Genomic DNA, 25930 nt, shown 5'->3' with positions numbered 1-25930 from the left:
CGGGCAACGGAGCCCGGTCGCGAGAGGGTTTTCGAATGTCATCGTATCCTCGCATCTCCGCTACAGTGGCCGCTTTCTTCTGCATGTCCTTCGGCATGTCGGCCATTTACGTCGGATCTCTGTCGGTCTTTCTCGGTCCGGTATCGGCATCGATGGGTTGGGGCGTTTCCGTCTTCACCTTGGTGTTCACGGTGTCCGCCTACGTCGGCGCTTTCAGCACTCCCTTCAGCGGGCGCCTGATCGACCGGGTCGGGGTGCGCATCCCGGTCACCATCGGTGTCGCGACCTTCGCCCTGGGGCTGTTCGGCCTGTCCCGGATACACTCAACAGGATTCGTGTTCTGGGCATCCGCCGTCTGCATCGGCATCGGTGCCGCACTGGCCGGGCCGGTAGCCCACGTGCGCGTCGTCTCCTCGTGGTGGGACAGCAACCGGGCGCTCGCCCTCGGTCTGGTGGTCGCGGTGGCCCCCGCACTGTCGCAGTCCCTGGTCGCGCCGGTGGCGCGATGGCTGATCGACGCATTCGGCTGGCGCACCGCCTACGAGGTGCTGGCCGCCGCTGTCCTGGTCGTCGGATGCATATCGGCCCTGTTCTTCCTGAAGGTGCGGAGCGCGGATGCCGCCACGGATTCCCCGGCTGCTGCCACGCCGTCCCCGGCGGTCTTCGAAGGCGTGCCCGCAAAGCGGGCATACCGATCCCGGACCTTCTGGACCCTGACGGCGGCGGAGTGCCTCGCGACGAGTTCGTTGATCGGCACGCAGGCGCACATGGTGCACTGGTTCACCGGCCGCGGCGTCACCGGCGGCACGGCGACTTTCCTGGTATCCCTCATGGCGGTGTCCGGGATGGTCGGCGTGCTCTTTTCCGGCTCCCTCACCGACCGCATCAGGTCGCACCGCGTCGCCGCCGTGCTCTACACCCTGCCGGCGATCAGCCTGGTCCTGCTTCTCGCCGCCGGGGACACCTTGTGGATGCTGGGCGTCGGAGTCGTCCTGATGGGATGCGCGCTGACCGCCGTGACGCTCCTGTTGCCCTACCTGATCACCCGGTACTTCGGGCTTCGGGCATCCGCCGAGATATTCGGCATCAGCCTCGCGTGCAGCATGATCAGCATCGGAACCGGGCCCACGCTGATCGGTATGGGCTTCGACACCTCCGGCAGCTACACGCTCCCGATCTCACTCGCTGTGGCCGCCACCACCGTTTCCGCGCTGCTCATGTTCAGGCTCAAGCCGTACATCTACGCGGTGGTCAAGCCCGCTCCTCGCGATGCGGGCAGGACGCACACGGTCACGGGCGGGACGGACACACGCCTCTCCGGACAGGAGGCAACCCCCTAGCCTCGGCGAGCCGCCGGCAACCGAGTGCGATCACGCCCGTTGCTCCGCCACCCCCCGGATCTGAGGGACAGCGATGAACACAACCAGACGCTCTCGCGGGCCCTCCGATGGCCCCGGCGGAGCACGGCACCCCCGTACGACCGGAGCGACCGGAGCGACCGGAGCGACCGGAGCGACCGGAGCGACCGGAGCGACCGGAGCGACCGGAGCGACCGGAAAAATGCTGTCGGAGCTCTACTCCAGCGTGGTCGGCGACCAGGAGCGACTGACCAAACTGCCTCTGGTCGTCTCCCGGGACATGGAGGAACGTTTCATCCGCGACGGCTGGCCGGTCGGCAAGGTGTACGGCAGCGAGGCCGACATGGCCGCGTACTACGGCGTCGGCCGGGACGTCATGCGGGAGGCCGTACGCGTGCTGGAGGCACGTGACGAGGTGCGGGTACGGCGCGGCCCGCAGGGCGGCATCGCAGTCGCCAGGCCGGGCGGCACACATCTGCTGGTCATGATCGGCGGTTACGCCTACCTCACCGGCCTGGGACTGCCGGACATCGTCGAGGCGTGGAGTGCCGTGCACATCAGCGCCGTACGTCTCATAGGCGACCGGTCACGGCAGGCCGGCGGAAGGCCGCTGTGGGAGAACCATGCGGCGGACGACGGCGAGATGCCGGACACCGCCGCGCTGCTCGGGCGATTCGCCACCGAGGTGATCGGCGCAAGCGACAGCGGTCCGCTGAAGTACTTCAACGACGTCCTGGCCCCACTGCTGCCGCGGATGAGTACCGCCCTGGAGGCCGACGCGCTGGCCGACATACGGCAGCGGATCATCCATGACCTCGATCGCGGCCGTACGGAGGACGCCGTGCGTCAGGCGCGTCCGCTCTTCTGCGGCGCGGCGCGGGACACCCTCGCGCAGGTCGCACGGACGGGCGACTGGAAGGGCACGCCGGTGCCGGAGCCGCTCGAGCAGATGCGCATACCCGCGTTCGCGGCCGTGCGGCGGATGATGTCGGAGATCACGCCAGGGGAATGGGTGCGAGGCCGGCCACTGGGCAACGAGTGCGAACTGGCCGAACGATTCGGCGTCGATCGCAGCGTCATCCGCCAGGCGATCCGCATGATGGAGGACGCGGAGACGGCGGTCACGTTGCCCGGACGCGGACACGGCCTGGTGACCCGGTGCCCGGGCCCAGCCCCCCTGAGCCGTCAGGTCTGCGTCTACCTCGCATCGCACTCCGAACCGCCCGAGGGCGCCGCCCTGGCACTCGGCAGTCTCATGATCGAGATGGCCGAGATCGCCGCCAGGAAGACAGGTCCCCGCGATGCCGAGCTTTTCGACGCGCTCTTCGATGAACTGCGACAACTGACGAGTGCCGCGCCGATAGCCAGTTTTCAGCTGATCGAAAGGCTGCAGAACCGCCTGGCGCGCAATGTGCTGCTGTCGCTCTTCGTGAATGGCATCAAGGCCTATGTGTCCTGGAGCATGAGCGAGGAGTTGCATGCGCCGTCCTGGGTCATCGAGTTTTTCGCCCAGTCCACACATGATGTCCTGCGGGCCATCGGCCGTCGTGACGCACCGGAAGCAGCCCGGCTTCAGGCCATGAAACAGGAAATGCTCGCGCAGTACCGCCAAGCCGTGCTCGAAGGGCAGGAGCCGGAATTCCGGTGAATCAGGTGAATTGCACCCGGCCCCTTCGCAGTCAATAACCCTGGCAGACCCGAATACGCCGTCTGGTTACCGAGAGGGCCGAGGCCTAGGGTCAATCTGCGTGGACCGATAGGAAACATCCACGCACAGAGCGGAGGCGGGCAGGAATGCGAACCCTGACAGGTGGTGTCGGAATGACGCACGGCTGGGAACCCGAGCGGGACCTTTTCAGGCACGGGGAGAGCTTCCTGCAGAGCTTGGTGGGGCACGATCCGGGCCTCGCGAGCCTCGCGCACTCTTTCCGGGCGACGGAGAACGCCGATGAGACCGCGCCAGGACATGGACTCTGGGCGACCGCCGAGGATTTCCTCGGCCTACAGACCTTCGCCGATCCGGTCCAGGGGCAGCTCATCACCATGGGGGTCGTCGTCGCGGCGGGACAACGCCGGCCGTTCGGCCTGCGACTGAAGGTCGTCGGGGACGAGGTGACCGAGGCAGAGGCCGTCATCAGTACCGATCCGAGCGGGCACTTCGCCGATGTGGACCAGTTGCTGGCACCCGACGTGCTCTACGACGCACCGGTTCCCCCCGACCGAGCCTGCGACCGGGACGGGCTGGTCCTCGCGGCGGACAGCTACTGGACCGCACTGCAGGAAAGCGACGGCAGCCTGGCTCGCTTCGGATACCGATGTGACCGTTACGACAACGGCAAGAAGGTGACGAACACCCTCACCACTCTGCTGTCTCCGGACGCCACCGTGCACACCGTCGCGAGTTGCCTGAACAACACCCGAGGCGCCAGACCGACGGCCCGTGGGCGCCGCTGTCCCGTTGTCGACGTGGCCCGCGGGATCGCGGCGAGTGTGGTCGTCGTCGACTTCCACCCCGTCCCCGGCAGCCCGCGGCCCGACAGCGGCTCTTTTTACATGATGGCCCTCTTCAAAGTGGTCGACAACGAAATACGCAGTATCGACGAAATACGAGAAATCCTGCCGCTCGGCACGCCATCGGCTTGGTGAGAGAAAGGATACGTACATGAAAGAAGCGCCAGATATGACTCAAGCAGGGTCTATCCACGAGTCGCCGTTCACGACACCGGAGGGGCGCCGCATCCGTGACGCCGTGCGGGCAGTGGTACCGCTGATCCGGGAGAACGCCCTGGAAGGTGAGAAAATCGGCTGTCTGGCGTCGCCCACGCTCGATGCGCTGCACGAGGCCGGAGTGTTTCGGGCCTCAGTGCCGATAGAATTCGGCGGCTATGCCCTGGGAGCGCGCGATCTGGCCGAAATCGTCAGCGCGGCCGCGAGCGGCGACGGATCGGCGGGCTGGACCGCCATGATCGCGAGCGGGTTCACCCGGGTCATGCTCACCTTCCCGCAGGAGACGGTCACCGAGGTCTACGCACGCGCTCCGCAGTGGCCGGGGCCGGTCGTGGTGAGCGCCTCGCTGTTCTCGGAGAGGATTCAGAAGGCCCGCCCGGTTCCGGGCGGCTACCTGATCGAAGCCGGGAACAAGTGGGGCTTCGGCAGCGGCTCCAAGCACGCCGCCTATCTGGTCGTCGGCATCGAGGTGGAGACAGCCCCCGGCACCACGACGCGCGCGATGGCACTGCTGGAGAAGGGCCAGTACGAGATCGTCGACGACTGGCACGTCATGGGACTGTCCGGTTCGTCCAGCAACAGCGTCACGACACCTGCGGAAGTCTTCGTCCCCGAACGGCGCGTCGCGGATCTCGCCGGTATGCCGGGGCGTCTGGACGGCCTGCACCAACGCTACGCGGGGCTGGGCTTCGCCCTCGACGCCCGAGGCCTGATGCTCATCGTGGCCATGGAGACCATGGCCGTGGTCCTGGGAATGGCCAAGGGCGCCTTCGACTGCTTCGTCGACCAGAGCCGGCGCAAGAAGCCTTTCAACCTCCCTTACGACACACTGGCTGCCACTCCGTCGGTGCAGGTCGTCGCGGGCAAGACGCGCGCCATGATCAACGCGGCGGAAAGCCTGCTGTTCGGCCGCGCGGACCACATCGACCGCAAGGCGCGCGACGGACAGCCGTTCACGGCGGCCGAGGAGTCCGAGATCACCATGGACTTCGTGCACGCCGGCAATGTCTGTGGTGCCGCCATCGACGCGATACAGATCGCGCTCGGCTCGTCCACGGTCAGTCTGCGCAACCCGATTCAGCGCTTCGCACGCGATGCGCGGGTGGCGTTGACCCACGGCTCCACCCGGCTCGACCCGGCGGCGGAGATCAGCGGACGGCATCTCATGGGGCAGACACCATTCAGCGACGGCATGGCGGCCGTGCCCGGCGTGGCCAAGGCCGCAGAGGCCCCGCGGATCGTCGAACCCGTCGCTTGAGCCGGACCAGGAGACATCATGAACCTCGAACTGAACGGCAAGCGGGTCCTCGTCACCGGCAGCAGCTCGGGCATCGGCACCAGTATCGCGCTGGCACTGGCCGACGAGGGCGCCCACGTCGTCGTGCACGGCCGGAACGGGGAGCGCACGTCCAAGATCGCGGCGATGATCCGGGAGAACGGTGGCCAGGCCGACGAGGTGCTCGGCGATCTCACGGACGCCGACCAGGTCGACGCCGTCTGCCGGCGACTGCTCGACTCCGGCGGCGTGGACATCCTGGTCAACAACGCGGGCGGACGCCACGGAGGCTGGGAGCGCGACGGCTGGTTCGGTACCTCGCCCGACAACTGGCTCGAGACCTACAAGCTGAACGTGATCTCGACCGCAGCCCTGGTCAACAGCCTGGTCCCCGCCATGAGGGAGCGCTGCTGGGGACGCGTCATCCAGATCGCCAGCGCCATCGCCCTGCACCAACCGCCCAATTTCCCCGACTACCAGGCGGCCAAGGCAGCGGAGATCAACATGACACGCAGCCTGTCCCGCGGCCTGGCCGGAACCGGCATCACGGCCAACTCCATCAGTGCCGGCATCATCCACACGCCCGGCTCCGCCGCGGAACTCGCCGCCATCGCTGCCGAGATGCGGCTGGAGGGCGGGTGGCAGGCGCACGAGCGCCACATCGCCGTCGAGGTGTTCCGCCAGACCGCCGGCCGCATCGGTCGGCCGGAGGACATCGCCTCCGCCGTCTGCTACCTGGCCAGCCCCCGCGCCGACTTCGTGACTGGCGTCAACCTGGTCATCGACGGCGGCATCAACTGAACCGCTCAGGCGGCGAGGAGAGAAGTGTCGATGCAAGCATCCCCGGAGACACCCGAAGAGCTGCGCCACGCGTTCGGTCACCTGCCGTCCGGAGTGGTGGCGGTCTGCGCCCTCGTGGGTGGCCGGCCCGTCGGGATGGCGGCGAGCTCGTTCGTGCCGGTCTCCTTGAAACCGCCGTTGGTGTCGTTCTGCGCGGCACGCACTTCCCGCACGTGGCAGGCGCTGCGCCAGGCGCCGAGCCTCGGTGTCAGCGTGCTCGCCGAGGACCACGGGACCCTGTGCCGGGCGCTCGCCTCCTCGGCGGAAGATCGTTTCGCGGATGTCCGATGGGAGGCCGGGGAATCCGGCGCGGTCTTCCTGCCGGGCACGGTGCTGTGGCTGGAATGCGCGCTGGACTCCGAAGTCGAGGCGGGCGACCACGTGATCGCCGTGCTGCGGCTGCACGGGACCGCGTTGTTTCCGCAGGTCAGGCCGCTGGTGTTCCATCAAGGGCACTTCGAGCGACTCGGCCCGTCCCAGCCCCCCGCCCGGACACATGCTTCGGCTTGACCGACGGGCGGCGATGTCAATCGCGGCAGCGGCTGACCCCCCATCACCTTACGAGGAGCAGAACATCATGACGTTTCTGGAAGCAGGCGACTGGTCGGAAAGGATCTTCTCCGGTGAGTGGATCAAGGGTTCGGGCGAGACGTACGACGCGCTCGAGCCGGCGACGGGTGAGACCCTGGGGCGTGTCGGTGCGGCCACGCCTGACGATCTGGGCCGGGCCGTGGGGCAGGCGGTGCGGGCGCAGCAGCAGTGGGCGGCGCTGCCGTACGTCGAACGGGCACAGGTCCTGCGGCGTGCTGCGCACCTGTTCGAAGAGCACCACTCCGAGATCACCGACTGGATCGTGCGGGAGTCGGGGGCGCTCAGGGCGTTCGCAGAGTTCCAGACCTCCAACGGGGCAGCGGAGGAGTGCCACGAAGCCGCGGCGCTGTCCGCGGCGCCGTTCGGGGAGGTGCTCCGCTCCGTGGAGGACCGGCTGTCGTTCTCCCGTCGGCGCCCGGTCGGCGTTGTCGGTGTGATCTCCCCGTTCAACGCACCGATGGTGCTGGCGATGCGAGCGGTGGCTCCGGCGCTGGCTCTGGGAAACGCCGTCGTCCTCAAGCCCGACCCCCGGACCGCGATCTGCGGCGGTGTGGTGATCGCGAGGGTTTTCGAGGAGGCGGGACTCCCCAGCGGCCTGCTGCACGTACTGCCGGGGGGCGCTGACGTCGGCGCGGCACTGGTGGATCACCCCCAGGTGCCCGTGATCGCCTTCACCGGATCCACGAGGGCCGGAAAAGCGATCGCGGCAGCGGCAACGCGGCATCTGAAGCGCGTCCACCTCGAACTGGGGGGCAACTCGGCGCTGATCGTCCTGGACGACGTGGATGTGGAGAAGGCGGCGTCCGCGGGGGCGTTCGGCTCCTTCCACCATGCGGGGCAGATCTGCATGGCCTCAAGCCGGCATCTGGTGCACGCGTCGATCGCCGAGGAGTACGTCGAGTCGCTGGTCCGGCGGGCGAATGCCGTGACAGTGGGAGACCCGGCGAGGAGCGAGGTGACAGTTGGCCCCATGATCGACGAGCAGCAGTTGCAGGCCGCGCACGCCGTCGTCACCGACACTGTGGCGGCAGGTGCCCGGCTCGTGGCAGGCGGCACCTACGATGGCCTTCTGTACCGGCCGACCGTGCTGGCCGACGTCCCCTTGACCGCACGCGCCTACCGGGAGGAGATATTCGGCCCGGTCGCACCCGTGGTGCCCTTCCACAATCTGGACGAGGCGGTGAGGCTGGCCACCGGAACCGAGTACGGACTCTCGCTGGGCGTGCTGACCCGGGACATCGCCAAGGGTCTGGTATTGGCCGAACGCATTCCCACCGGGCTCGTGCACATCAACGACCAGACGGTCAACGACGAGGCCACCGTGCCCTTCGGCGGGCGCGGCGACTCCGGCAACGGTTCCCGTCACGGCGGCGCCACCGCGAACCTCGAGGCCTTCACTGAGCAGCAGTGGGTAACCGTCCGGGGCGACATCCCCGCCTACCCCTTCTGATTCCAGGCTGCCCCGGCGCGGAGCTCAGGTCACCGTGAATCAGTTGAAACGGGTGCCGGGCCGCAATCTCCCCCAGACTGAGCGGGTAACCGCAGCGGCATCAGCCTCCCCGCTCGCATATTCGTAAGTCCAGGGGCATAGGGACACCGACGAAACGCGCTGGCCAGCGGCTACGAATGGCCCCTAGCCGTCGCCATCCCGCTCAAGATCATTTCCCACGATGCAGCTGAGGGCCCGTAACAGCTTCCGCCGCATCACGAAGAGCGGCGCCGCGAGCGCCGCTCGGCCGGTGGTCGGCTGTCGCCATGGCTTTCATGCGCATTGGGCCATGAGCGGGTTGCGTGCCGTCAATGTCTCATGGCTTCTCAGGCGGCCCGAAGGAGCGTGCTCGTGCCCGGCCATCGGTCCATCGCCGAAGCCGAGAAACTTGTCGCCAAGGGGTCACGGCTGCGACAGGACCGTGACGCGCTCGGTGGGGCGGCTGCGGGCTCCTGACATCGCTGTGAGCGCGACCGCGGCAGCGAGCGCGAGTGCTATGAGCACGGCGCTGGAGACCATGAAGGCGCGATCCACTCCGATGTGTCCGATGACGCTGGAGGCCAGGAACGGCGACACCGCCAGCGCGCCCGCGATACCGGCCTCCCACAGGCCCAGAGCCTTGGCGAGGTGGGCCTCGGGAATGCGCTGTTGGACGAAGGCGATCAACGGGATGTCGGTCAGGGCCGACGCGAGTCCGGTGACGGCGAGGAGCACGGCGATGGCCGCAGGCGCGTGGACCAGGCCCAGCGGAAGGCGGAAGGCTCCGAGCAGGGCCCAGGCCAGGACCGCGGTCACGGCGAGTCTGGGCAGAGGCAGGCGTACGAGCACCAGGGCGCCGGCGATCTCGGCGAGGCCGGCGATGCCCAGCATGAGCCCGTACTCACCGCCTTGGCCGACCAGAACCACCAGACCGACGGCCAGGAACCCACTGGCCACGGCGAGCGCGAGGACGAAGGTGGCGATGACGACCAGCACATCGGGCGCCGCCCGCAGGGCCGCGAGGCCGGCGGCGAGGTCCGCGCCCAGCCGGACGCGCGGCCCGGCCGGGGCGGGACGGCGGACGCGCAGGGCGTACAGGGCCGCCGCGGAGAGCAGGAAGGTGAGACCGTCCACCGCCATGACCAGCGGGAAGGAGGCGAAGGCGAGCAGCGGGGCGAGCAGCAGCGGTCCGACGAAGAACGCGGCTCGGAAGGCGACCTGGAGCACGCCGTTGGCCTGCTGCAGGTGTTCGGCCGGCACGATCTGGGGCACGATCGCGTTCCGTGCCGGTGCGAAGGGCGCGCCGATGAGGGCCAGCAGGGCCGTTCCCAGGACCAGCACGGTCAGGTTCAGCGCACCTGCCAGCAGCATCCCAACACCGGCGGCCACCACGGCCGCGCGGGCGATGTCGGTGCCGATCATCAGGCGTCTGCGGTCGTAGCGGTCGGCGTACGAGGCGGCCACGAAGGTGGCCAGGAACGCCGGGGCGTACGCGGCCACGGTGACGAGCGCGACCGCCGACGGGTTGTGGGTGAGGGCCCATGCCTGCCAGGCGACGGCGGCGGTGTACAGGCCGTCGCCGAGTCGGGAGACGCCCTGGCCGACGAAGAGCAGCAGGAGGTTGCGGTCGCTGAGCAGTGCCATGCCGAAAGGGTCCTCGGCGGCCCCCGCACTGCTCAACTTATTCGTCGGAACACTAATCAGTCGGGGATCTCCAGATCGCGCATGCGCAGGTGCAGTTCCGCCAGGAAGCGCGTCTGCGCGTCACGCGGGTCGAAGCCGCTCACCTCTCTGATGCGTTGGAGGCGGTAGCGGAAGGTGTTCGGGTGCAGATGCAGCTGCGCGGCGGCGGCGTTGGTGTCGCCGAAGTGGTCCAGGTAGCAGCGGAGTGTGGCCAGGAGCTGGGTGTGCTGGTGCCGGTCGTGGCGTTCCAGTGCGGAGACGGCGCCGCCCAGGGTCTCGCCGTCCTGGCGGAGGGCGCCCCGCAGCCGGGAGAGGGCGTACAGCAGCTGGACGTCCTCGAAGGCGGCGACGCGGGGGGCCGACGGGTACTGCTGTTGCAGTCCGGTGATCCGGTCGACGTGGGATCTGGCGTACGGGATCCGGCCGGGTTCCGCAACGGCGGAGCTGACGGCCAGCACGATGCGCTCCCGCAGCGCCGCACGGTTCCACAGGTCCCGGGCGACGTTCACCGAGCGGGCCCTGGCCTCGGCGTCGTCCGTGGATGCCGGCCAGGGCAGCACCGCGTAGGTGGCGCGGTCGTGCCGGGTGACGAGGGAGCGGGGGTGCGCGGTCGTCAGGTACAGACGCAGCATGTCCGACGGGGTCTCGCCGAAGGCCGCGTCGTGCGCCGGCCGGCCCGGCGCGGCGGCCAGGACAGTGGCCTTGGTGGTGGACAGCCCCACCCGCGCGGCGGCCTGTTCGGCGTCCGCCGTCCCGAACAGGAGGGCCTCCAGGTCGTCCTGCTCGGTGGTGCCCTGTCCGTCATGGCTCATACGGACGGCGATCGTCCGTGCGGCGGCGCGGAAGTGCGCCGTCTGCTGTGAGTCGAACGGGGTCTGGGTGGTGGCCCACAGGTACCCCAGGTGCGGACCGTCGTGCTGGACCCGGCAGGCCATCCGGGGCTTGGCCCGGTCGGAGGCCGGGTCCAGGAAGACGGGCTCCGGGGAGGCGATCAGGCGGGCGATGTCCCCCCGGGAGCGCAGCACCTCGACGAGCCAGGGCTGGGCCTGCCGCTCCAGGATTCCGGAGACCCTTTCCTCGTCCGCGCTCTGCTGTCCTTTCGACCAGGCGAGCACCCGGAACTCGGTGTCCTCCAGGACGATCGGCACGTTGAGGAGTTCCCCGGCGGCGTCGATGACCGAGAACAGGTCTTCACGCCGACCGGCCGTGCCGTCGCGGCCCAGCTGGGACATCTCACCACCTCCGCAGGTCCGGCAGTCATGTTAGGCGGCTTGTGCACTGGTCCTGGCCCGGCACCGGGCGCCGCCTCTCAACCGGCGAGCCCGAGGAAGCGTTCGGCGTTGCCCCTGCGGATCGACGCCTTCTCCTCGGCAGAGAGGAAGTCGCTCTCGCGCACGACCCGGCCCGCGGGCCGCTCGCCCAGCGGGTACGGGTAGTCGCTGCCGACCATGACCTGTCCGGCGCCGTAGGTGTCCACCAGCAGGCGCAGGGCGCGCGGGTCGAAGACGACGGAGTCGACGTGGAACCGGCCGATGTAGTGCGACGGCGGGTGTGCGGAGGTGCCCACCACGTCGGGGCGGCCCCGCCAGGCGTTGTCCATGCGTCCGAGCCAGAGGGCGAAGGATCCTCCGCCGTGCGCGAAGCAGATCTTCAGCCGGTCGTCGACACGGTCGAAGACCCCGCCGAGGATCATCGCCAGGAGCGACAGATGGGTCTCGGCGGGCATGGCGGTCAGCCACTGCGCCATCCAGCGGCGCAGTCGGGGTGAGTCGTCCATGTCCCAGGGGTGGACGAAGACCGGGACCTGAAGCAGGGCGCAGTGCTGGAGGAAGGTGACGACGCCCGCGCTGTCCAGGTCGTGGTCGCCGACGTGGTTGCCGATCTCGACTCCCCGGTGCCCGTTGGCCAGGCAGCGTTCCAGTTCGCGGCAGGCCGCGTCGGGGTCCTGCAGCGGCACCTGGCAGAAGGGGACGAGGTGGTCGGGGGCCGGGGCGACGATGTCCAGGGCCAGGTCGTTGAAGATCCGTGCGATCCGTGCCGCCTCGGCACCGCTGCGGCCGTAGTGGAAGAAGGCCGGCGTGGGTGAGACAACCTGCATGCCGATGCCGTCGGCGTCCATGTCCTTCAGACGGGCCGACGCGTCCCAGCACTCGGCGCCGATTCGCCGGAACTCCCGGGATCCGAGCATGATCATCGCGTCGGCCTCCGACTCGACGCGCAGCCAGGGCGCCTGGGGACCGGCGTCGGCGCGGAGGTCGGGCCAGCCGTGCGGGACGTAGTGGGTGTGGACGTCGATGGTGTCGGCCTCGTGCGAGTGCTCGGGCACGGGGTCATCCCTTCCCGGGGTGCTCGGCCCCGCAGGAGCCGCAGATCCGGGCCTGCCGGTCGTCGTAGAAGGCGGCGAAGACGGGGGGCAGGTCGGCCACGATGTCGGTGACCTGGAGCTCCACCTCGTGGACGAGGGCGTGGCAGGCGGGGCAGTACCACTGGAACTTCTCCAGGGTGCCCGGCTCTCGGACGCGTTCGATGACCAGGCCGATGCTGTCGGCTTCCGGGCGCTGCGGGGAGTGCGGCACGTTCCCGGGCAGCAGCCAGCTCTCGCCCTCCCGGATGTGGACGGTGCGCGGGCCGTTCTCGGTCATGACGTCGACGTACATGGCGCCGCGCACCTGGTGGAACCACTCCTCGTACGGGTCGACGTGGTAGTCGGTGCGCTGGTTGGGGCCGCCGACGACCTGGACGATGAAGTCCGCGCCCAGGGCCATGGTGCGGTTGTTCACGGGCGGCTTGAGCAGGTGGGCGTGGTCGTCGATCCACTTCTGGAAATGGATGACCTCGGGGAGGACGGTCATGACGTGTCTCCTTGGAAAATGGCGGGTCAGTGTCCCAAGCGGCTGAGGGTGGCGATGGCCTGGATCTCGATGAGCAGGTGCGGGTGCGGCAACTGGTGGACGGCGACCGTCGTGCGGGTGGGGCCGTGGGCGTCGAAGTACTCGGCGTAGACCTCGTTGTAGCCACCGAAGTCGTTCATGTTCACGAGGTAGGCGGTGATCTGGGCGATGTCCTCCAGGTCGGCGCCGACCGACCGCAGGATGGCGCGCAGGTTCTCGATGACGGCGCGGGTCTGGGCCCGGATGTCGAGGGTGGTCGTGCCCAGGGCGTCGGCCTCGGCTCCCGCGAAGGTGTTGTCCGGCCTGCGGGAGCTGGTGCCGGAGACGAAGACGAGGTCGCCGACGACCTTGACGTGCGGGAACCGTCCTCGGGGGGCGGCCTGCCCGTCGACTACGCGTGCGGTGTTCATCAGCGGCCCTTCAGGGTTACGGTGCCGAGCCCAGCGATGTCGCAGAAGGTGACGCCAGGGGTGAGCGGCAGGGCCGCAGTGGCGGCGCCGGCCAGGACGATCTGCCCGGGGGCGAGGGGGATACGGCGCCTGCGGCAGATGTCGAGCAGGGCGTGCAGGGCGGCCAGGGGTGCTCCGAGGATCGCCGCGGTGGATCCGACGGCCTCCGCCTGCGGGGTGCGCAGCCGCACCGCCTTGTTCGCGATGTCGGTGAGCGGGTGCCAGGAGCCGACGGCGTAACCGGCGGCCGAGGTGTTGTCGGCGATGACGTCGGTGACGGTGAAACGGAAGTCCTGGTAGCGGGAGTCGATGATCTCGATGGCCGGTGCGACCGCGTCCACGCACGATGCGATGTCGGTCGCGGGGTCGTCGAGATCGACCTGTCGGCTCAGCCGGAACGCCACTTCCGGTTCGACCCGGGGATGGATGAAGTCCGACAGTTCCACCTCGGCGCCGTCGCCGATGCGCATGGCGTCGGTCAGGTGTCCCACGATGATCTCGGAGACACCCATCTGCGCCATCTTGGCCTTGCTGGTGAAGCCCAGCTTCACGCCGGTGAGCCGCTCTCCCCCGGTCTGCCGCAGGCCGACCAGTGCTTCCTGCACGGCGTAGGAGTCGTCGATGCCGAGAGAGTGGGTGTCGGCGAGGCTGGGGACGGGGGTGCGCCGGTGAGCAGCCGTGTGCAGACGCAGGGCGAGTTCCAGTCGATCGGGGGTGCTCATGCTGTTTCTCCTGCCTCGGCGGGCACGCGGGCCAGGTCCAGGGCGATGTCGGTGAGAAGGTCCTCCTGGCCGCCGACCAGACCGCGGCGGCCGGCCTCCTGGAGCAGCAGGCGGGAGTCGAGCCGGTGCCGCGCGGCCACGCGTGCCGCGTGCAGCAGGAAGCTGGAGTAGACGCCCGCGCGGCCGAGGGTCAGGGTGTCGCGGTCGACCTGGACGGGCCGCTCCCGCAGGGGACGTACGAGGTCCTCGGCGGCGTCCTGGAGGGCGAACAGATCGCAGCCGTGGCTCCAGCCGAGCAGGTCCGCCACGGCGACGAACGGCTCCGCTGGACAGTTCCCTGCGCCCGCCCCTTGTCCGGCGAGCGCGACGTCCACGCGCAGTGCCCCGTGCTCGACGGCCGTGACGCTGTTGGCGACGGACAGCGACAGGTTCTCGTGCGCGTGGATGCCGATCTGCGTGTCGTCGGCGAGCACCTGGCGCAGGGCGTCGACGCGTTCGGCCACATCGGTCATGGTCAGTCGGCCGGCGGAGTCGGTGACGTAGACGCAGTGGGCTCCGTAGGACTCCATCAGCCGGGCTTGTTCGGCGAGTCGGGCCGGGGCGGCCATGTGGCTCATCATCAGGAACCCGGCGACGTCCATGCCGCTCTCGCGGGCCCAGGCGATGTGCTGCGCGCTGATGTCGGCCTCGGTGCAGTGGGTGGCCACGCGCACGCTGCCCACGCCGAGAGCACGGGCCCGGCGCAGGTCGGCGATGGTGCCGATGCCCGGCAGCAGCAGGGTGGTGAGGGTGGCGTTCTCGATCACCTCGGCCGCGGCCCGGATCCATTCTTCGTCGGTGTGAGCCCCGAAGCCGTAGGTGGCGCTGGAGCCGCCGAGGCCGTCGCCGTGGGCGACCTCGATGGCGTCCACCCCGGCCCGGTCGAGTGCGGCCACGATGTCGCGGACCTGGGCGGTGGTGTAGCGGTGCCCGACGGCGTGCATGCCGTCCCGCAGGGTCACGTCCTGGACGTAGAGGTTCACTTGCTGCTCACCCATCCTCGGAGTTCGGCCATGCGCTCGGCTGTCCGCAGGGCGGCGGAGGTCATGATGTCGAGGTTGCCGGCGTATTCCGGCAGGTAGTGGCCGGCGCCGCGGACCTGGAGGAAGCAGGTGACCTGCGTGCCCGTCACATGCCGGCCGAGGTGCGGGATCCACACCTCCCGCAGGGCGTCGAACTGCACGTCCTGCACGAGTTCGTAGCCGGGCACGTACTCCTGGACGTCCCGGACCGCCTGCCCCACCGAGTCCTCGATGGCGCGCAGCGTGCCGGCCGTGGCGTCCTCGACGACGCAGTAGACGGTGTTGCGCATGGACACCGGCGGGTCGGCCGGGTTGAGCACGATGACGGCCTTGGCGGTGGCCGCGCCCGCGACCTCGCGCAGGGCCCGGGCGGTGGTCTCGGTGAACTCGTCGATGTTGGCGCGGGTGCCGGGCCCGGCGGACCGGGTCGAGAGGGAAGCCACGATCTCGGCGTAGGCCACCGGAGTCACCCGGGAGACGGCCGCGGCGACGGGTACGGTGGCCTGCCCGCCGCAGGTGACCATGTTGACGTCGTCGGCGGCGAGGTGCTTCTCCAGGTTCACCGAGGGGACGGTGAGCGGCCCCGAAGCGGCCGGCGTGAGGTCGACAAGCAGTTTGCCGTGGGCGCGGCAGACTTCGGCGTGCCGGGCGTGGGCGCCGGCCGAGGTCGCGTCGAACACGATCCGGACGTCGGCGAACTCGTCCATCTCCAGGAGACCGTCGATTCCCGCAGGGGTGGTGGCCACGTGCAGGCGCCGGGCGCGCGCCAGGCCCTCGGAGGCCGGGTCGATGCCCGCCAAGGCCGCCATGCGCAGGTTCTTCGACTGCCGGATGACCTTGACCATCAGGTCGGTTCCGATGTTCCCCGAGCCCAGGACGGCGACCTTGACGCCGTCGGCCCGGGCGGTGGTTCCGGTGCTCATGCGCTGTCCTCCGTACGGGGCTCGATGAGGGCCTCGACCGTGCCGAGTCCGTCCAGTTCCAGGCGGTAGCGGCCACCGTCGTTGATCTCCGCCATCGGTCCCAGGGCACCGGACATCACCACGTCGCCGGCGCACAGGGGCCGGCCCCGGCGGGCCAGTTCGCGCGCCAGCCAGGTGACGGCGACGACCGGGGAGCCGAGGCAGGCGTGACCGGCACCGAAGGAGACGGGCTCGTCGTCGCGGTACAGCGTCATCCCGACCCGGGCCAGGTCGAGCCCGGCCAGGGTGTGCGGGACGGTGCCGAGGACGACGGCGCCGCTGGAGGCGTTGTCGGCGACGGTGTCGGTGATGGTCAGGTCCCATCCGGCGATGCGGGAGTCCACGATCTCGACGGCCGGCAGGACGAAGGCGGTGGCGCGCAGGACGTCCGCGACGGTGGCGCCGGGCCGGTCGAGATCACGGTCGAGGACGAAGGCGATCTCCCCCTCGGCGCGCGGCTGTATGAAGCGGTCCAGGGCGACGGGCTCGCCATGGGCGAGGACCATGTCGTCGAAGAGCATCCCGAAGTCGGGTTCGAAGACGCCGAACTGCTCCTGTACGGCGGGCGCGGTCAGGCCGATCTTGGCACCGACCCTTCGTGCTCCCGCGGCCAGCCGCGCGGAGGCGAGACGGCTCTGCACCTCGTACGCGGTGTCGACGCCGGTGTCGCCGAGCAGGTCACGGACGGGGGCACAGGGCGTTCCGGTGGCGGCTGCGCGGGTCAGGCGGGAGACGGCGGCCTCGACGGCGTCGTCTCCTCCCGTCGGCGGGGCGGGTGTGTTCGGCTCGGTGTCGGTGTCGGTCGTCATAGCTGCACGCACACATTCGTGGGCTCGGTGTAGAAGTGGAGGGAGGAGGCGCCGCCTTCCCTGCCGATGCCGGAGAGCCCGGCACCGCCGAAGGGAGAGCGCAGATCGCGCAGGAACCAGGTGTTGACCCAGGCCATGCCCACGTCCATGCGTTGGGCGACACGGTGACCGCGGCGCAGGTCGTTGGTCCACACAGCGGCGGCGAGACCGTAGTCGGTGTCGTTGGCCAGGGCGATGGCCTCCTCTTCGGTGTCGAACGGGATGAGCGCGGCGACGGGACCGAAGATCTCCTCGCGTACGGGGCGGTCGGCGTTGGTCAGCCCGGTCCACAGGGTGGGTTCGATCCAGGCGCCGCCGTCGAGGCCGGGCCCGAGGTCCGGAGTGCCGCCCCCGGTGACGACCTTGGCGCCTGCCTGTTCGGCGAGGTCGTAGTAGCGCAGCACCTTGCGCCGGTGCTCCTGGGAGATCAGCGGGCCGGTGGTGGTGTGCGCGCTGAACGGGTCGTCCAGCCGCAGCCGGCCGGCCCGCTCGGCCAGGCCGTCGACGATGTCCGTGAACACGGCCCGGTGGACGTAGACCCGCTCGGTGCACAGGCACACCTGGCCCGTGTTGGTGAACACCGACCGGGACAGCCCGTCGAGCGCCTCGTCGACATCGACGTCGTCGAAGACGATCGCGGCGTTCTTGCCGCCGAGTTCGAAGGACACCGGGCGCACTCCGGGCGCCGCCGCCCGCATGACCTCGGTCCCGGTGGCGGACGATCCCGTGAACGTGATCCCCTCCACGCCCGGATGGGTCACCAGGAACTCGCCCGCGGAACCGGCGCCGAAGCCGTGCACGACGTTGTAGGCTCCGGCGGGCAGGCTGGCGTCGGCCAGCACCTCGGCCAGCAAGGCCGCGGTGGACGGGGTTTCCTCGCTGGGCTTGACGACCACCGCGTTGCCGCAGGCGAGCGCGGGGGCGACCTTCCAGGTGAGCAGCAGCAGCGGCAGGTTCCAGGGCACGATCACGGCCACCACGCCCAGCGGTTTGCGCACCGCGTAGTTGAGGGCCTGGCGCCCGTCCGGCAGGTCGGTGAGGTAGGAGTCCTGACCGGCCGCGGCCACGATGTCGGCGAAAGTACGGAAGTTGGCGATCGCGCGGGCGACGTCGAGTTCGCGGGCCTGGGTCACGGGCTTGCCCGTGTCGCCGACCTCCGCGGCCACGAACTCCTCGAAGCGCTGCTCGATCAGGTCGGCCGCCCGGCGCAGCAGCGCGGCGCGTTCCCGTACGGGAGTGTGGGCCCAGCCGTCCACCAAGGCGCCGCGTGCCGAGCGGACCGCGCGGTCGACCAGGGGCCGGTCCGCCTCGTGCACCTGGGCGAGGGGCGTGCCGGTGGCCGGGTCGGTCTTCGTGAAACAGCGTTCCTCGTCGGGTTCGGCGAAGGTGCCGCCGACGAAGTTGCGGATGACGGGCAGCGGTTCAGCGGACATGGGGTGCCTCCTGAGGGTTGGGTTCGCCCGCCTCCTTGTTCGGCGCGACGGGTGCGTTCCGGCACATCACGTGGCGGTCCTTGAGGGCGTAGACCAGGAGCAGGGCGAGGGTGAAGCCGGAGCCGACCCAGGCGGCCTGCGCCATCACGGGCACCACCGCGGCGGTCGAGGCCACCCCCAGCACACCCGCGATGCCGGCCCAGGCCGTCCAGGCACCGCCCGGAACCCGCAGGTCCTGCGGTGCGGCCGGTTGAGCGGAGCGGCGGAACGCGAGGTAGGACGCGAGGATCAGCAGCCACACCAGGAGGACGGAGAAGATGGCGACGGAGACCAGGAGGTTGAAGACGCTGTTGACCTTGAAAGCGGCCAGCAGGGCTGCCGCGACGATGCCGACGGCGGAGACCAGCAGGGCCCGCACCGGGACCCCGCGGCGGCTGAGACGGGCCACGGCGGCGGGGGCGCATCTGTCGTGGCCCAGGGAGTCCAGGAAGCGGCTGGCCGCGTAGAGCTGCGCGTTGGCCGAGGAGATCGCCGCGATCAGCACGATCGCGTTGGTCAGCGAGGCGGCGGCCGGAATGCCCACCTGGGTGAAGACGTGGACGAACGGGCTGCCGTCGACGCCCCCGTCACCGCCTGCGACGTCCCGCCACGGCACGAGGGTGACGATGAGCCCTATGGACAGGATGTAGAACAGTCCCAGGCGCCAGATGAGCGCGCGCATCGCGGTGCGGATGGACCGTGCGGGGTCGGCTGCCTCCGCCGCCGAGATGGAGACGGTCTCGAATCCCACGAAGGCGAACATCACGACGGCCAGGGCGGTCCAGACGGCCGTCAGCCCGTTGGGGAAGAAGCCGCCACCCGAGGTGAGGTTTCCCAGGCCCGTGGCCGGCGTGTGCGGCAGTCCGACGAACACCAGCAGCAGTCCTGCCGCGATGAACACCACCACTGCGGTCACCTTCACGCTCGACAGCCAGAACTCCGCGAAGCCGAAGGACCCGACACTGAAGAGGTTGACGCCCAGTACCAGCGCGGAGACGGCGGCGATGAGCAGGAGCATCGGGGCCTGCGGCCACCAGTAGCGGATGTAGATCGCCGCGGCCACCACCTCGCCGCCGATGGCGACCGTCGTTCCGGCCCAGAACAGCCACCGGACGACGAAGCCCGCCCAGGGGCCGAGATAGAGGTGGGCGATGGTCCCGAAGGTTCCGCGCACGGGATGGGCGATGGTCATCGCCGCCAGCACCCGGGCGATGATGGCGACGAGTACCGCGCCCGCGATGTGGGAGAGGATCACGGCAGGGCCTGCTATGCCGATGGCCGAACCGGACCCCAGGAAGAGGCCGGTGCCCAGCGCGCAGCCGAGGCCGATCATGGTGGTCTGGCGGTGGGTGAGCGAGCGTACGAGCTCGCCCGGGGGCCGTTGGTCCCCGCCTGCGACGGCCGCCTGCCCAGGCGGGAGGGGGGCCGCGTTGCCGGTCTGGGTCATCTTTCCTCCGGTACGCAGTGGGCCAGCGCGTCGGCGGCCCGCCAGCAGTCGTGGAAGGTGGAGTAGAGGGGCACCGGCGCCAGCCGGATGATGTCCGGCTCGCGGGCGTCGGCGACGACTCCGTGCTCGTGGCGCAGCTTGCGGGCCAGGGCAGCCGCGCTCGTACGGCCGACGCGCAACGACAGCTGGGCACCTCGGCGTTGCGTGTCCCTGGGAGTGATCACCGTCAGCGGACGGGTGTGGGTGATCGCGTCGAGAAGTCCCTCCAGGTACCCGGTCAGCTTCTCGCTGCGCGCCCGCAGCGCCGCCATGCCGACGGCGTCGAACAGTTCCAGCGAGGTGCGCACCGGGCCCATGGCGAGAATCGGCGGATTGGAGATCGCCCACGCGTCGGCGGTGGCCGGCGGCTGGGAGACCGGTTCCATCCGGAACCGGGTGGCGGCGTCGGTGCTCCACCACCCTTCCAGGCGCTGCAGGCCGCGGTCGGTGACGTGCCGCTGGTGGATGAACACCCCCGACAAAGCGCCGGGTCCGGAGTTGAGGTACTTGTAGGAGCACCAGGCGGCGAAGTCGACGTCCCAGTTGTGCAGATGGAGCGGGACGTTGCCTGCCGCATGGGCGAGGTCCCAGCCGACCGTCGCGCCCGCGGCGTGGCCGGCCGCGGTGATGGCGGGAACGTCCATCAGCTCGCCGGTGAGGTAGTTGACGCCGCCCAGCAGCATCAGGGCCACGGTGTGTCCGTGCCGGTCGAGGAAGTCGACGACGTCCTCCGTGCGCAGGCAGTCCTCCCCGGGACGCGGACGCAGCCTGGTGACCGCCTGGTCCGGATCGAGGCCCCGGAAGCGCACGTGGCTGCGCACCGCGTAGCTGTCCGAGGGGAAGGCGCTGTCCTCGATCACGATCTGTGTCCGCTCGCCCTGGGGGCGGTAGAACGAGACCATCAGCAGATGCAGGTTCACCGTCAGGGAGTTCATGACGACGGTCTCTTCGGGCAGCGCCCCGACCAGGCGCGCGGCCGGCTCGGTCAGCAGGCGGTGATAGCCGAACCACGGGCGTACGGCGTCGTGGTGGCCTTCGACGCCGAAGCGGCTCCAGTCGGAGAGGTCCTCCGTCAGTTCCGCGAGGGTGGCCTTGGGCTGCAGGCCGAGGGAGTTGCCCGCGAGGTACGCGGTCTCGGTGTATCTGCCGCCGTCGGCGGGCGGTATGTGGAACAGCTCGCGGAGCCCCGGGAGGGCTTCGTCGAGCTGGTGGGCCTCGGCTTCGGAGGCGGTGGATCGCGCGAGCAAGGCAATACCCTTCTGGGAAATGGAGCCGGATGACCGATGCGGGTCGACGCAGGCGCCGAAGCGGAGCGCGTGGGCCGAAGGTGGTCATGAGCGGGCTGGTCGCTCTGGTGGCGGGGAGTGAAGCGGTCAGCGCCGAGCCGCGGCCAGACGCATCAGACGGAGGGTCTCGGCATGAACTCGGGCGGAGGGCACGGCGAGTTCCACGGGAGAGTCGAAGTGGTTGCGCCCGGACTGCTCGAACGCGGTGACCGGGCAGCCCTGCCGGCGCAGATGTTCCGCGAACGCGCGTGACTGCCGCTTGAACTCGTCCGTCTCACGTTCTCCCCAGGCGATCACCATGGGGCAGCGGACCGAAGGCGTCAGCAACAGCGGACTGCAGTCTTGGACCTCGCTGCCGTCGATGCCCACGACGTCATTGACGTAGGTCTGCCGTACCGGGGTCAGGTCGTAGATCCCGCCGAAGAGCACCGCGCCCGCGATGGGGTCCGCGGGCAGACCCCACTGCCGCCACGGCGTGGCGAGCAGCATGGCGGCCAGGTGAGCGCCGGCCGAGGATCCGGAGACCACGATCCGCTCGGGGTCGATGCGATGGTCGGCCGCCCGGCGCCACAGCCAGACGAAGGCCCTGCGCACCTGGTCGACGATGTCCGAGAGCCGGGCTCGCGGGGCGAGGGTGTAGTCCGGAGTGGCGTAGACAGCACCCGCCTGCACCATGGCGGGAGCCGGGAACGCGGTGTCCTCCTTGGACAGCTGCTGCCAGTATCCGCCGTGGACGAAGAACAGAGCGGGTCGGCTTTCCGGGCCCGGTCCCGAGGGACCGTAGACGTCCAGCCGATCGTCGTCTCCCGGTCCGAAGCGCAGGTCGCGGCGGGCCACCGCGGCCAGCTCCTGTTGGGCGAGACGGCTGCGGTCCGCGTAGTCGTCCAGGAACGGCCGGATGTCGTCCACCATGCTGCTGGGTGAGTACTGGGCGTCCAGCTGGTCCTGGTCGAAGTCCCCGTACACAGGTGCTGTCATGGCAGCAGCCGATCGGTGGTCTCCTCCCGCGACTTCTTCAGAAAGGCGACGAAGTCGCTGCCGCCGGTTCCCTTGGCGGTCTCCTGGTCGCTCTGGAACCGCTTGATGTAGCGCCCGGTGATGCCGATGTGCTGGGCCCGGAGCCGGACCAGGGCGTCCACCGCCGCGTTGTACGCGTCGCCGAGCCGTGGGTGGGTGCCGCGGTTGCGCTCGACGCATTCACGGACCGAGGGACCGGCCTCGAGATCCTCCAGGAAGCGACGGTGCGGCGCGGGCATGTATGCGCGCATGCCGGTCAGGAATCCCGCCGTCATCCCGTGCGGGTGCGGTATGTCGAGTCCGGCGTCGAAGGCCTGGATGAGGGAGCTCTGTGCGGCGCTCCCGCCGGCCAGCACCAGCGGTTCCCGGTCCACGCCCTCGAAGCGCAGCCCCGGCGCGGACCATCCCGTGAGGAACGGCCTGATGCGATGGTAGAAGACGTAGTGATCGCACCAGCGCTCGACGTCGAGGAAAGCGTCGGTGACCTTGTCGACGACATCGCGGATACCGAGCAGCGCCTCGGTGAGACCGCCTTGGTCCTCGGCCGCCGCCGCGTGCTGGGCCCTCACGAGCAGGGGCAGCCCGGGAGCGCCGGCGAGTTCGACGCCCACCGTCGCCAGATAGAACCACTTCTCGTCGACGCCGCCGAGAAACGTCACCTGGGTGTCGATGTTCGACATGCTCAGCGGTTCGTCGGCGTCGATGCGCCGCCAGTTGTGGAGCACGATGGAGGCGTGGGAGATGATCGGCGCCCGGTCCAGGGCTTCGGCGAGCGCGTGGAGCGGTTGCGCCAACGGCGCCGGAAGCGTGTCCGCGGGTGTGTCGGTGGCCCACACGTACGCGTTCGCGAGAGAGCACAACAGCAGCATGGCCCGTTCCTGCTCCCCGCTGGAGTGCAGCCGGTCCGGTGCGAGGACGGGCAGCGATTCGACCGCCGGGCGCATCCGCCCTGTCATGATCAGGGCCGCGATGTTCCGCGCGAGCCGCTCCCACGGTTCGTAGTACGCCGGCAGCGCGTCCACCGGGTCCTCGGCGGGCACGAACCCGTGCACGGCATCGATGGCGTACTCGCCCAGCGCGGCCACTCGGGGCCGGGGAGCGCGTATGCGCGTCGTTTCAGGGATCACTGCGCTTCCTCCTCGTGCGTCTCCACGAGGCTGCCCTTCCCACGAGCTGGGGCATATGGACGCCGGCACGAACTCGGCGCCCTCCGATTGGGCTCGGGCACTATGACGTCGCGGTGTCGTCGCCCCTCAGGAAGCTCTCCAGGCCCGGGGTCAGGCCCGCCACCTGCCCGGGCACGAGCCGGTACAGGACGTAGTAGCCCTCGCGGCGGCGCTCCAGCAGGCCCGCGTCCGCCAGCACGCGCAGGTGCTTGGACAGGGCGGCCTCGCTGACGCCGACGAGCGGGGCCAGTTCCTGGGTGCTGCGTGGGCGTTCGGCGATCAGCCGGAGGGCACGCAGCCGGGTGTCGTCGGCGAGCGCCCGCAACGTGCCGACGAGCTGGGTGGGTGGAATCCTTGGGCGGGCTTCCCGGGCGATGGAGGAGACCGGGAAGACGAGGCCGAGAGGCCACGGACCGTCGCAGTTGACGCGTACGTGCGGCCACACATAGGCGCTGGGGGCGAGTACGAGAGTGTCGTCCGGACCGATGGCGACCTCGTGATCGTGCGGTCGCTCCAGCCAGAAGCGTTCGGTCTGAGGATCGCTGCGCACCTCCGGCCACAGGCCGCGCAGCATCCCGTACAGACCGCGCTGCTCGATCTGGTGCCCGGCCTCGCTGACGCCGGCGGCGAGTTCGGGTTCGAGCCGTGCCCATTCCTCCTCGAACGCCTCCCGCCAGTAGCGCTCCAGCATGCTCAGGAACCGTTCGAGCAGCGCGCGGGGGTCGTCGAGGAGCATCGCGACGATGGCGTCGTCGCTCTCCCGTGCGAGCCGCTCCCGCAGCAGCCGACGTACGTCCGGTTCGTCCAGCACGTGCGGATCCCTGCCCTGGCCGCCGCCCGGCCAGGGCGTGAGCAGCGGGATGGCGAACTCCAGCCGGACCAGCTCCGGATCCGCCGTGCGCAGGGCGGCCAGCTCGTCGGCGAAGTCAGTCAGTCCGCCGGTCGGCTGCGGAAAGAGGAACTCAGGGAAGTACGAGCGCACCGCGTAGGAGAACGCCTCGATCTCCCGCTTCAGCGCCGGGGACAGCTTGCGCATGGCACGCACCCAACCGTGCTGGACGGGGTGGTGCTTGGGCTCCACCAGCACATGGAGACTCAGTACGGCTTCCATCGTCGGCGAGTAGGCGAACCCCACCCGCTCCGCACCAGTGGCCGGAATCCGGAACACGATCGTCATGACCCGTCATCCTCTACCGGGCAACGGCCGCGGGCACGCCGTATCTCGCCGTGCCTACCCCGACATGCTGAGCGTATGCAGGACGGCGTCCGCTGGCCGTGCCGGTCTCCCGCAGCACCGCGCTGCGCCATCTGCGGCACTTGCCACTGCCACAGCAGGTGGTCCCGAGGGTGATCGGCGTGGACGGAGCCGCGGCCGCCGCGCGCTGAGCAAGCCGCATGGCCGGCTCCGACGGCCACTGGGACGGCTCAGCCTGCGTCGACGCCACCGTCATCGGTACCTACGCCAAGGGGCTCGCCCCGGACAGCCCTCCAGCGACCCGGATGTCGCCTGGTACCTGAGGCCGACCGCGAAGCTCTTCGACCTGGTCGTCGTCGACGAGGCCAGTCAGTGCTCCATCGCTTCGGTCCTGCCGCTGCTGTTCCGCGCTCGGCGGGCCTTGATCATCGGTGATCCGGACATTGACCAGCCGGGACAAGGCAAAAACCAAGACCGTCGACTACCACTACCGCCCGCAGTTCTTCGCCGAGGTCTGGAAGCCAGGCGAATCCTCGCGCGTCTTCCCGATCGCCTGCAAAGGCAACCACAGTGACCGGCAGAAGGCATACGGGCAACTCGCCTCCGCAGCGGTCCATGCGGACGGGGTGCACATCGGAGCCTGGAACGAGACCCCGGCCCCGCTGTTCAGCACGGAAATCTCCCTGGGCGACCCGCTCACCGTTCACGCCCTGCACGCCGACGGCCCCGGCGGCTGGCTGCACATCCCGGACGGCACCCCCGCCACAGACATCGGCCTGCCCCTGGAGAACAAAAACCCGACCATAGACATCGTGAAGCCAAGTAAGGGCAAGGACCCCGGCTCCTCCGAGCCCGGATGCCAGGTCCGCCCCGACGACTACCAATGGTTCCAGCGTGCCCTGGCCCGGGTTGGCGCCGCCGGCCTCACGGCCTTCGCCGGCGACGGCGAATCCACCGCCGCGCTGCTTACCACACGTCAGGGCAGCGACTTCTTCCAAGGCTTCGCCCACGTCAACCTGAACACCGCTTCCCTGTGCGGTGATCGACTCCAATGATCTCCTCCTCGGTCCTCACCCGGCCAAGAGCACAAGCCGGGTGATCAAGACACCTGAACGATCACGCGTCTGTCAGTGGGGAGATCTCGTGTCCGCGAGCGGGGAGACGATCAGACCACCTGCAGGGAACTTCGCATTTCCGCCGCCAACAGGGGCGAGCCCACCCGTTCACGGCGGTCCTCACCACATCAGCTTGCCCCGCCCCGCTGCCCAACCCGCTTCTGCGAGGAAACCAACAGCTGTGCCAGGCAGCCGTCCACCTCTCCCCACGCGGATTGATTCCGTCTGCCACCTTCCTGACCTGCGATAACCCAGCCAGGTGCGCCAAGGCGGGCCGATTCGACCCGGATTCGACCCGGCACGCCCTTGCGGCAGCG

At 69.7% G+C, this 25930-nt stretch carries 24 protein-coding genes and 1 pseudogene; 10 read left to right on the top strand and 15 right to left on the bottom strand.

What is annotated here, in order from left to right:
• The first annotated feature begins 35 nt into the window (after nt 1-35).
• From H4687_RS38085 to H4687_RS38055, 7 genes are all read left to right on the top strand, one after another.
• A complete protein-coding gene (locus tag H4687_RS38085; protein ID WP_106437240.1) occupies nt 36-1340 on the top strand; it encodes an MFS transporter in 1305 nt (434 codons plus the stop codon).
• Between the two features lie 244 nt (nt 1341-1584).
• Nucleotides 1585-3006 carry a FadR/GntR family transcriptional regulator gene (locus H4687_RS48230; RefSeq protein ID WP_199835083.1) on the top strand — a complete coding sequence of 474 codons (1422 nt, stop codon included), beginning with the start codon at nt 1585-1587 and terminating at the stop codon, nt 3004-3006.
• A 173-nt stretch (nt 3007-3179) separates the two neighbouring features.
• On the top strand, nt 3180-4004 hold the full coding sequence (locus tag H4687_RS38075; RefSeq protein ID WP_012999377.1) for a hypothetical protein: 825 nt from the start codon (nt 3180-3182) through the stop codon (nt 4002-4004).
• Nucleotides 4005-4020: 16 nt separating this feature from the next.
• Nucleotides 4021-5343 carry an acyl-CoA dehydrogenase family protein gene (locus H4687_RS38070; RefSeq protein WP_197696209.1) on the top strand — a complete coding sequence of 441 codons (1323 nt, stop codon included), beginning with the start codon at nt 4021-4023 and terminating at the stop codon, nt 5341-5343.
• Between the two features lie 18 nt (nt 5344-5361).
• Nucleotides 5362-6162, top strand: coding sequence for an SDR family NAD(P)-dependent oxidoreductase (locus H4687_RS38065; protein WP_012999379.1), 801 nt, complete (start codon nt 5362-5364; stop codon nt 6160-6162).
• A 30-nt stretch (nt 6163-6192) separates the two neighbouring features.
• The gene (locus H4687_RS38060) at nt 6193-6711 is read left to right on the top strand and encodes a flavin reductase family protein (RefSeq protein WP_037729162.1); all 519 of its coding nucleotides are present in this window, start codon (nt 6193-6195) and stop codon (nt 6709-6711) included.
• 67 nt (nt 6712-6778) lie between these two features.
• Nucleotides 6779-8242: a benzaldehyde dehydrogenase gene (locus H4687_RS38055; protein WP_037729160.1), complete on the top strand. Its 1464-nt coding sequence runs from the start codon at nt 6779-6781 to the stop codon at nt 8240-8242.
• 441 nt (nt 8243-8683) lie between these two features.
• On the opposite strand, the gene H4687_RS38050 is transcribed toward H4687_RS38055, so the two are convergent.
• The 15 genes from H4687_RS38050 to H4687_RS37980 form a co-directional block, all read right to left on the bottom strand.
• Entirely contained in the window at nt 8684-9904 is a 1221-nt protein-coding gene (locus H4687_RS38050) for an MFS transporter (RefSeq protein WP_012999382.1), read from the bottom strand.
• A gap of 56 nt (nt 9905-9960) precedes the next feature.
• On the bottom strand, nt 9961-11175 hold the full coding sequence (locus tag H4687_RS38045) for a PucR family transcriptional regulator (protein ID WP_012999383.1): 1215 nt from the start codon (nt 11173-11175) through the stop codon (nt 9961-9963).
• 77 nt (nt 11176-11252) lie between these two features.
• On the bottom strand, nt 11253-12269 hold the full coding sequence (locus tag H4687_RS38040; protein ID WP_046914700.1) for an amidohydrolase family protein: 1017 nt from the start codon (nt 12267-12269) through the stop codon (nt 11253-11255).
• A gap of 4 nt (nt 12270-12273) precedes the next feature.
• Nucleotides 12274-12795 carry a 3-hydroxyanthranilate 3,4-dioxygenase gene (locus tag H4687_RS38035; RefSeq protein ID WP_046914699.1) on the bottom strand — a complete coding sequence of 174 codons (522 nt, stop codon included), beginning with the start codon at nt 12793-12795 and terminating at the stop codon, nt 12274-12276.
• A 26-nt stretch (nt 12796-12821) separates the two neighbouring features.
• Complete coding sequence (locus tag H4687_RS38030; RefSeq protein ID WP_012999386.1) at nt 12822-13244, bottom strand: RidA family protein; 423 nt, start codon at nt 13242-13244, stop codon at nt 12822-12824.
• On the bottom strand, nt 13244-14005 hold the full coding sequence (locus tag H4687_RS38025) for a 2-keto-4-pentenoate hydratase (RefSeq protein ID WP_012999387.1): 762 nt from the start codon (nt 14003-14005) through the stop codon (nt 13244-13246). The genes H4687_RS38030 and H4687_RS38025 overlap by 1 nt, the downstream gene beginning before the upstream one ends.
• On the bottom strand, nt 14002-15042 hold the full coding sequence (dmpG, locus tag H4687_RS38020) for a 4-hydroxy-2-oxovalerate aldolase (RefSeq protein ID WP_037729158.1): 1041 nt from the start codon (nt 15040-15042) through the stop codon (nt 14002-14004). Before dmpG ends, H4687_RS38025 begins: the two co-directional genes overlap by 4 nt.
• Nucleotides 15024-15989 (bottom strand): acetaldehyde dehydrogenase (acetylating), encoded by a 966-nt coding sequence (locus H4687_RS38015; RefSeq protein ID WP_046914698.1) that lies wholly within the window; start codon nt 15987-15989, stop codon nt 15024-15026. The genes dmpG and H4687_RS38015 overlap by 19 nt, the downstream gene beginning before the upstream one ends.
• A complete protein-coding gene (locus tag H4687_RS38010; protein WP_012999390.1) occupies nt 15986-16837 on the bottom strand; it encodes a 2-keto-4-pentenoate hydratase in 852 nt (283 codons plus the stop codon). The genes H4687_RS38015 and H4687_RS38010 overlap by 4 nt, the downstream gene beginning before the upstream one ends.
• A complete protein-coding gene (locus H4687_RS38005; protein ID WP_046914697.1) occupies nt 16834-18309 on the bottom strand; it encodes a 2-hydroxymuconic semialdehyde dehydrogenase in 1476 nt (491 codons plus the stop codon). Before H4687_RS38005 ends, H4687_RS38010 begins: the two co-directional genes overlap by 4 nt.
• Nucleotides 18299-19795 (bottom strand): amino acid permease, encoded by a 1497-nt coding sequence (locus tag H4687_RS38000; RefSeq protein WP_046914696.1) that lies wholly within the window; start codon nt 19793-19795, stop codon nt 18299-18301. Before H4687_RS38000 ends, H4687_RS38005 begins: the two co-directional genes overlap by 11 nt.
• On the bottom strand, nt 19792-21081 hold the full coding sequence (gene kynU / locus H4687_RS37995; RefSeq protein ID WP_012999393.1) for a kynureninase: 1290 nt from the start codon (nt 21079-21081) through the stop codon (nt 19792-19794). The genes H4687_RS38000 and kynU overlap by 4 nt, the downstream gene beginning before the upstream one ends.
• 126 nt (nt 21082-21207) lie before the next feature.
• Nucleotides 21208-22098, bottom strand: a complete 891-nt coding sequence (locus tag H4687_RS37990; RefSeq protein ID WP_037729155.1) for an alpha/beta hydrolase — start codon at nt 22096-22098, stop codon at nt 21208-21210.
• A complete protein-coding gene (locus H4687_RS37985) occupies nt 22095-23264 on the bottom strand; it encodes an indoleamine 2,3-dioxygenase (RefSeq protein WP_158512230.1) in 1170 nt (389 codons plus the stop codon). Before H4687_RS37985 ends, H4687_RS37990 begins: the two co-directional genes overlap by 4 nt.
• 100 nt (nt 23265-23364) lie before the next feature.
• Nucleotides 23365-24480, bottom strand: coding sequence for an ArsR/SmtB family transcription factor (locus H4687_RS37980; protein ID WP_012999396.1), 1116 nt, complete (start codon nt 24478-24480; stop codon nt 23365-23367).
• A 218-nt stretch (nt 24481-24698) separates the two neighbouring features.
• On the opposite strand from H4687_RS37980, the gene H4687_RS47685 reads away from it, so the two are divergent.
• The 3 genes and pseudogenes from H4687_RS47685 (at nt 24699) to H4687_RS37975 (ending at nt 25553) form a co-directional block, all read left to right on the top strand.
• Nucleotides 24699-24821: a hypothetical protein gene (locus tag H4687_RS47685; RefSeq protein ID WP_264086508.1), complete on the top strand. Its 123-nt coding sequence runs from the start codon at nt 24699-24701 to the stop codon at nt 24819-24821.
• A gap of 5 nt (nt 24822-24826) precedes the next feature.
• Nucleotides 24827-24937 (top strand): annotated as a pseudogene (locus tag H4687_RS48550) (AAA domain-containing protein); the annotation flags it as partial.
• Between the two features lie 4 nt (nt 24938-24941).
• Nucleotides 24942-25553: a hypothetical protein gene (locus H4687_RS37975; protein ID WP_049875665.1), complete on the top strand. Its 612-nt coding sequence runs from the start codon at nt 24942-24944 to the stop codon at nt 25551-25553.
• Nucleotides 25554-25930: the final 377 nt, after the last annotated feature.

Origin of the sequence: Streptomyces stelliscabiei (assembly GCF_014873495.1) — a bacterium.
Classification (GTDB): Bacteria; Actinomycetota; Actinomycetes; order Streptomycetales; family Streptomycetaceae; genus Streptomyces; species Streptomyces bottropensis.
This window is presented reverse-complemented; position numbering and strand designations above follow the sequence as displayed.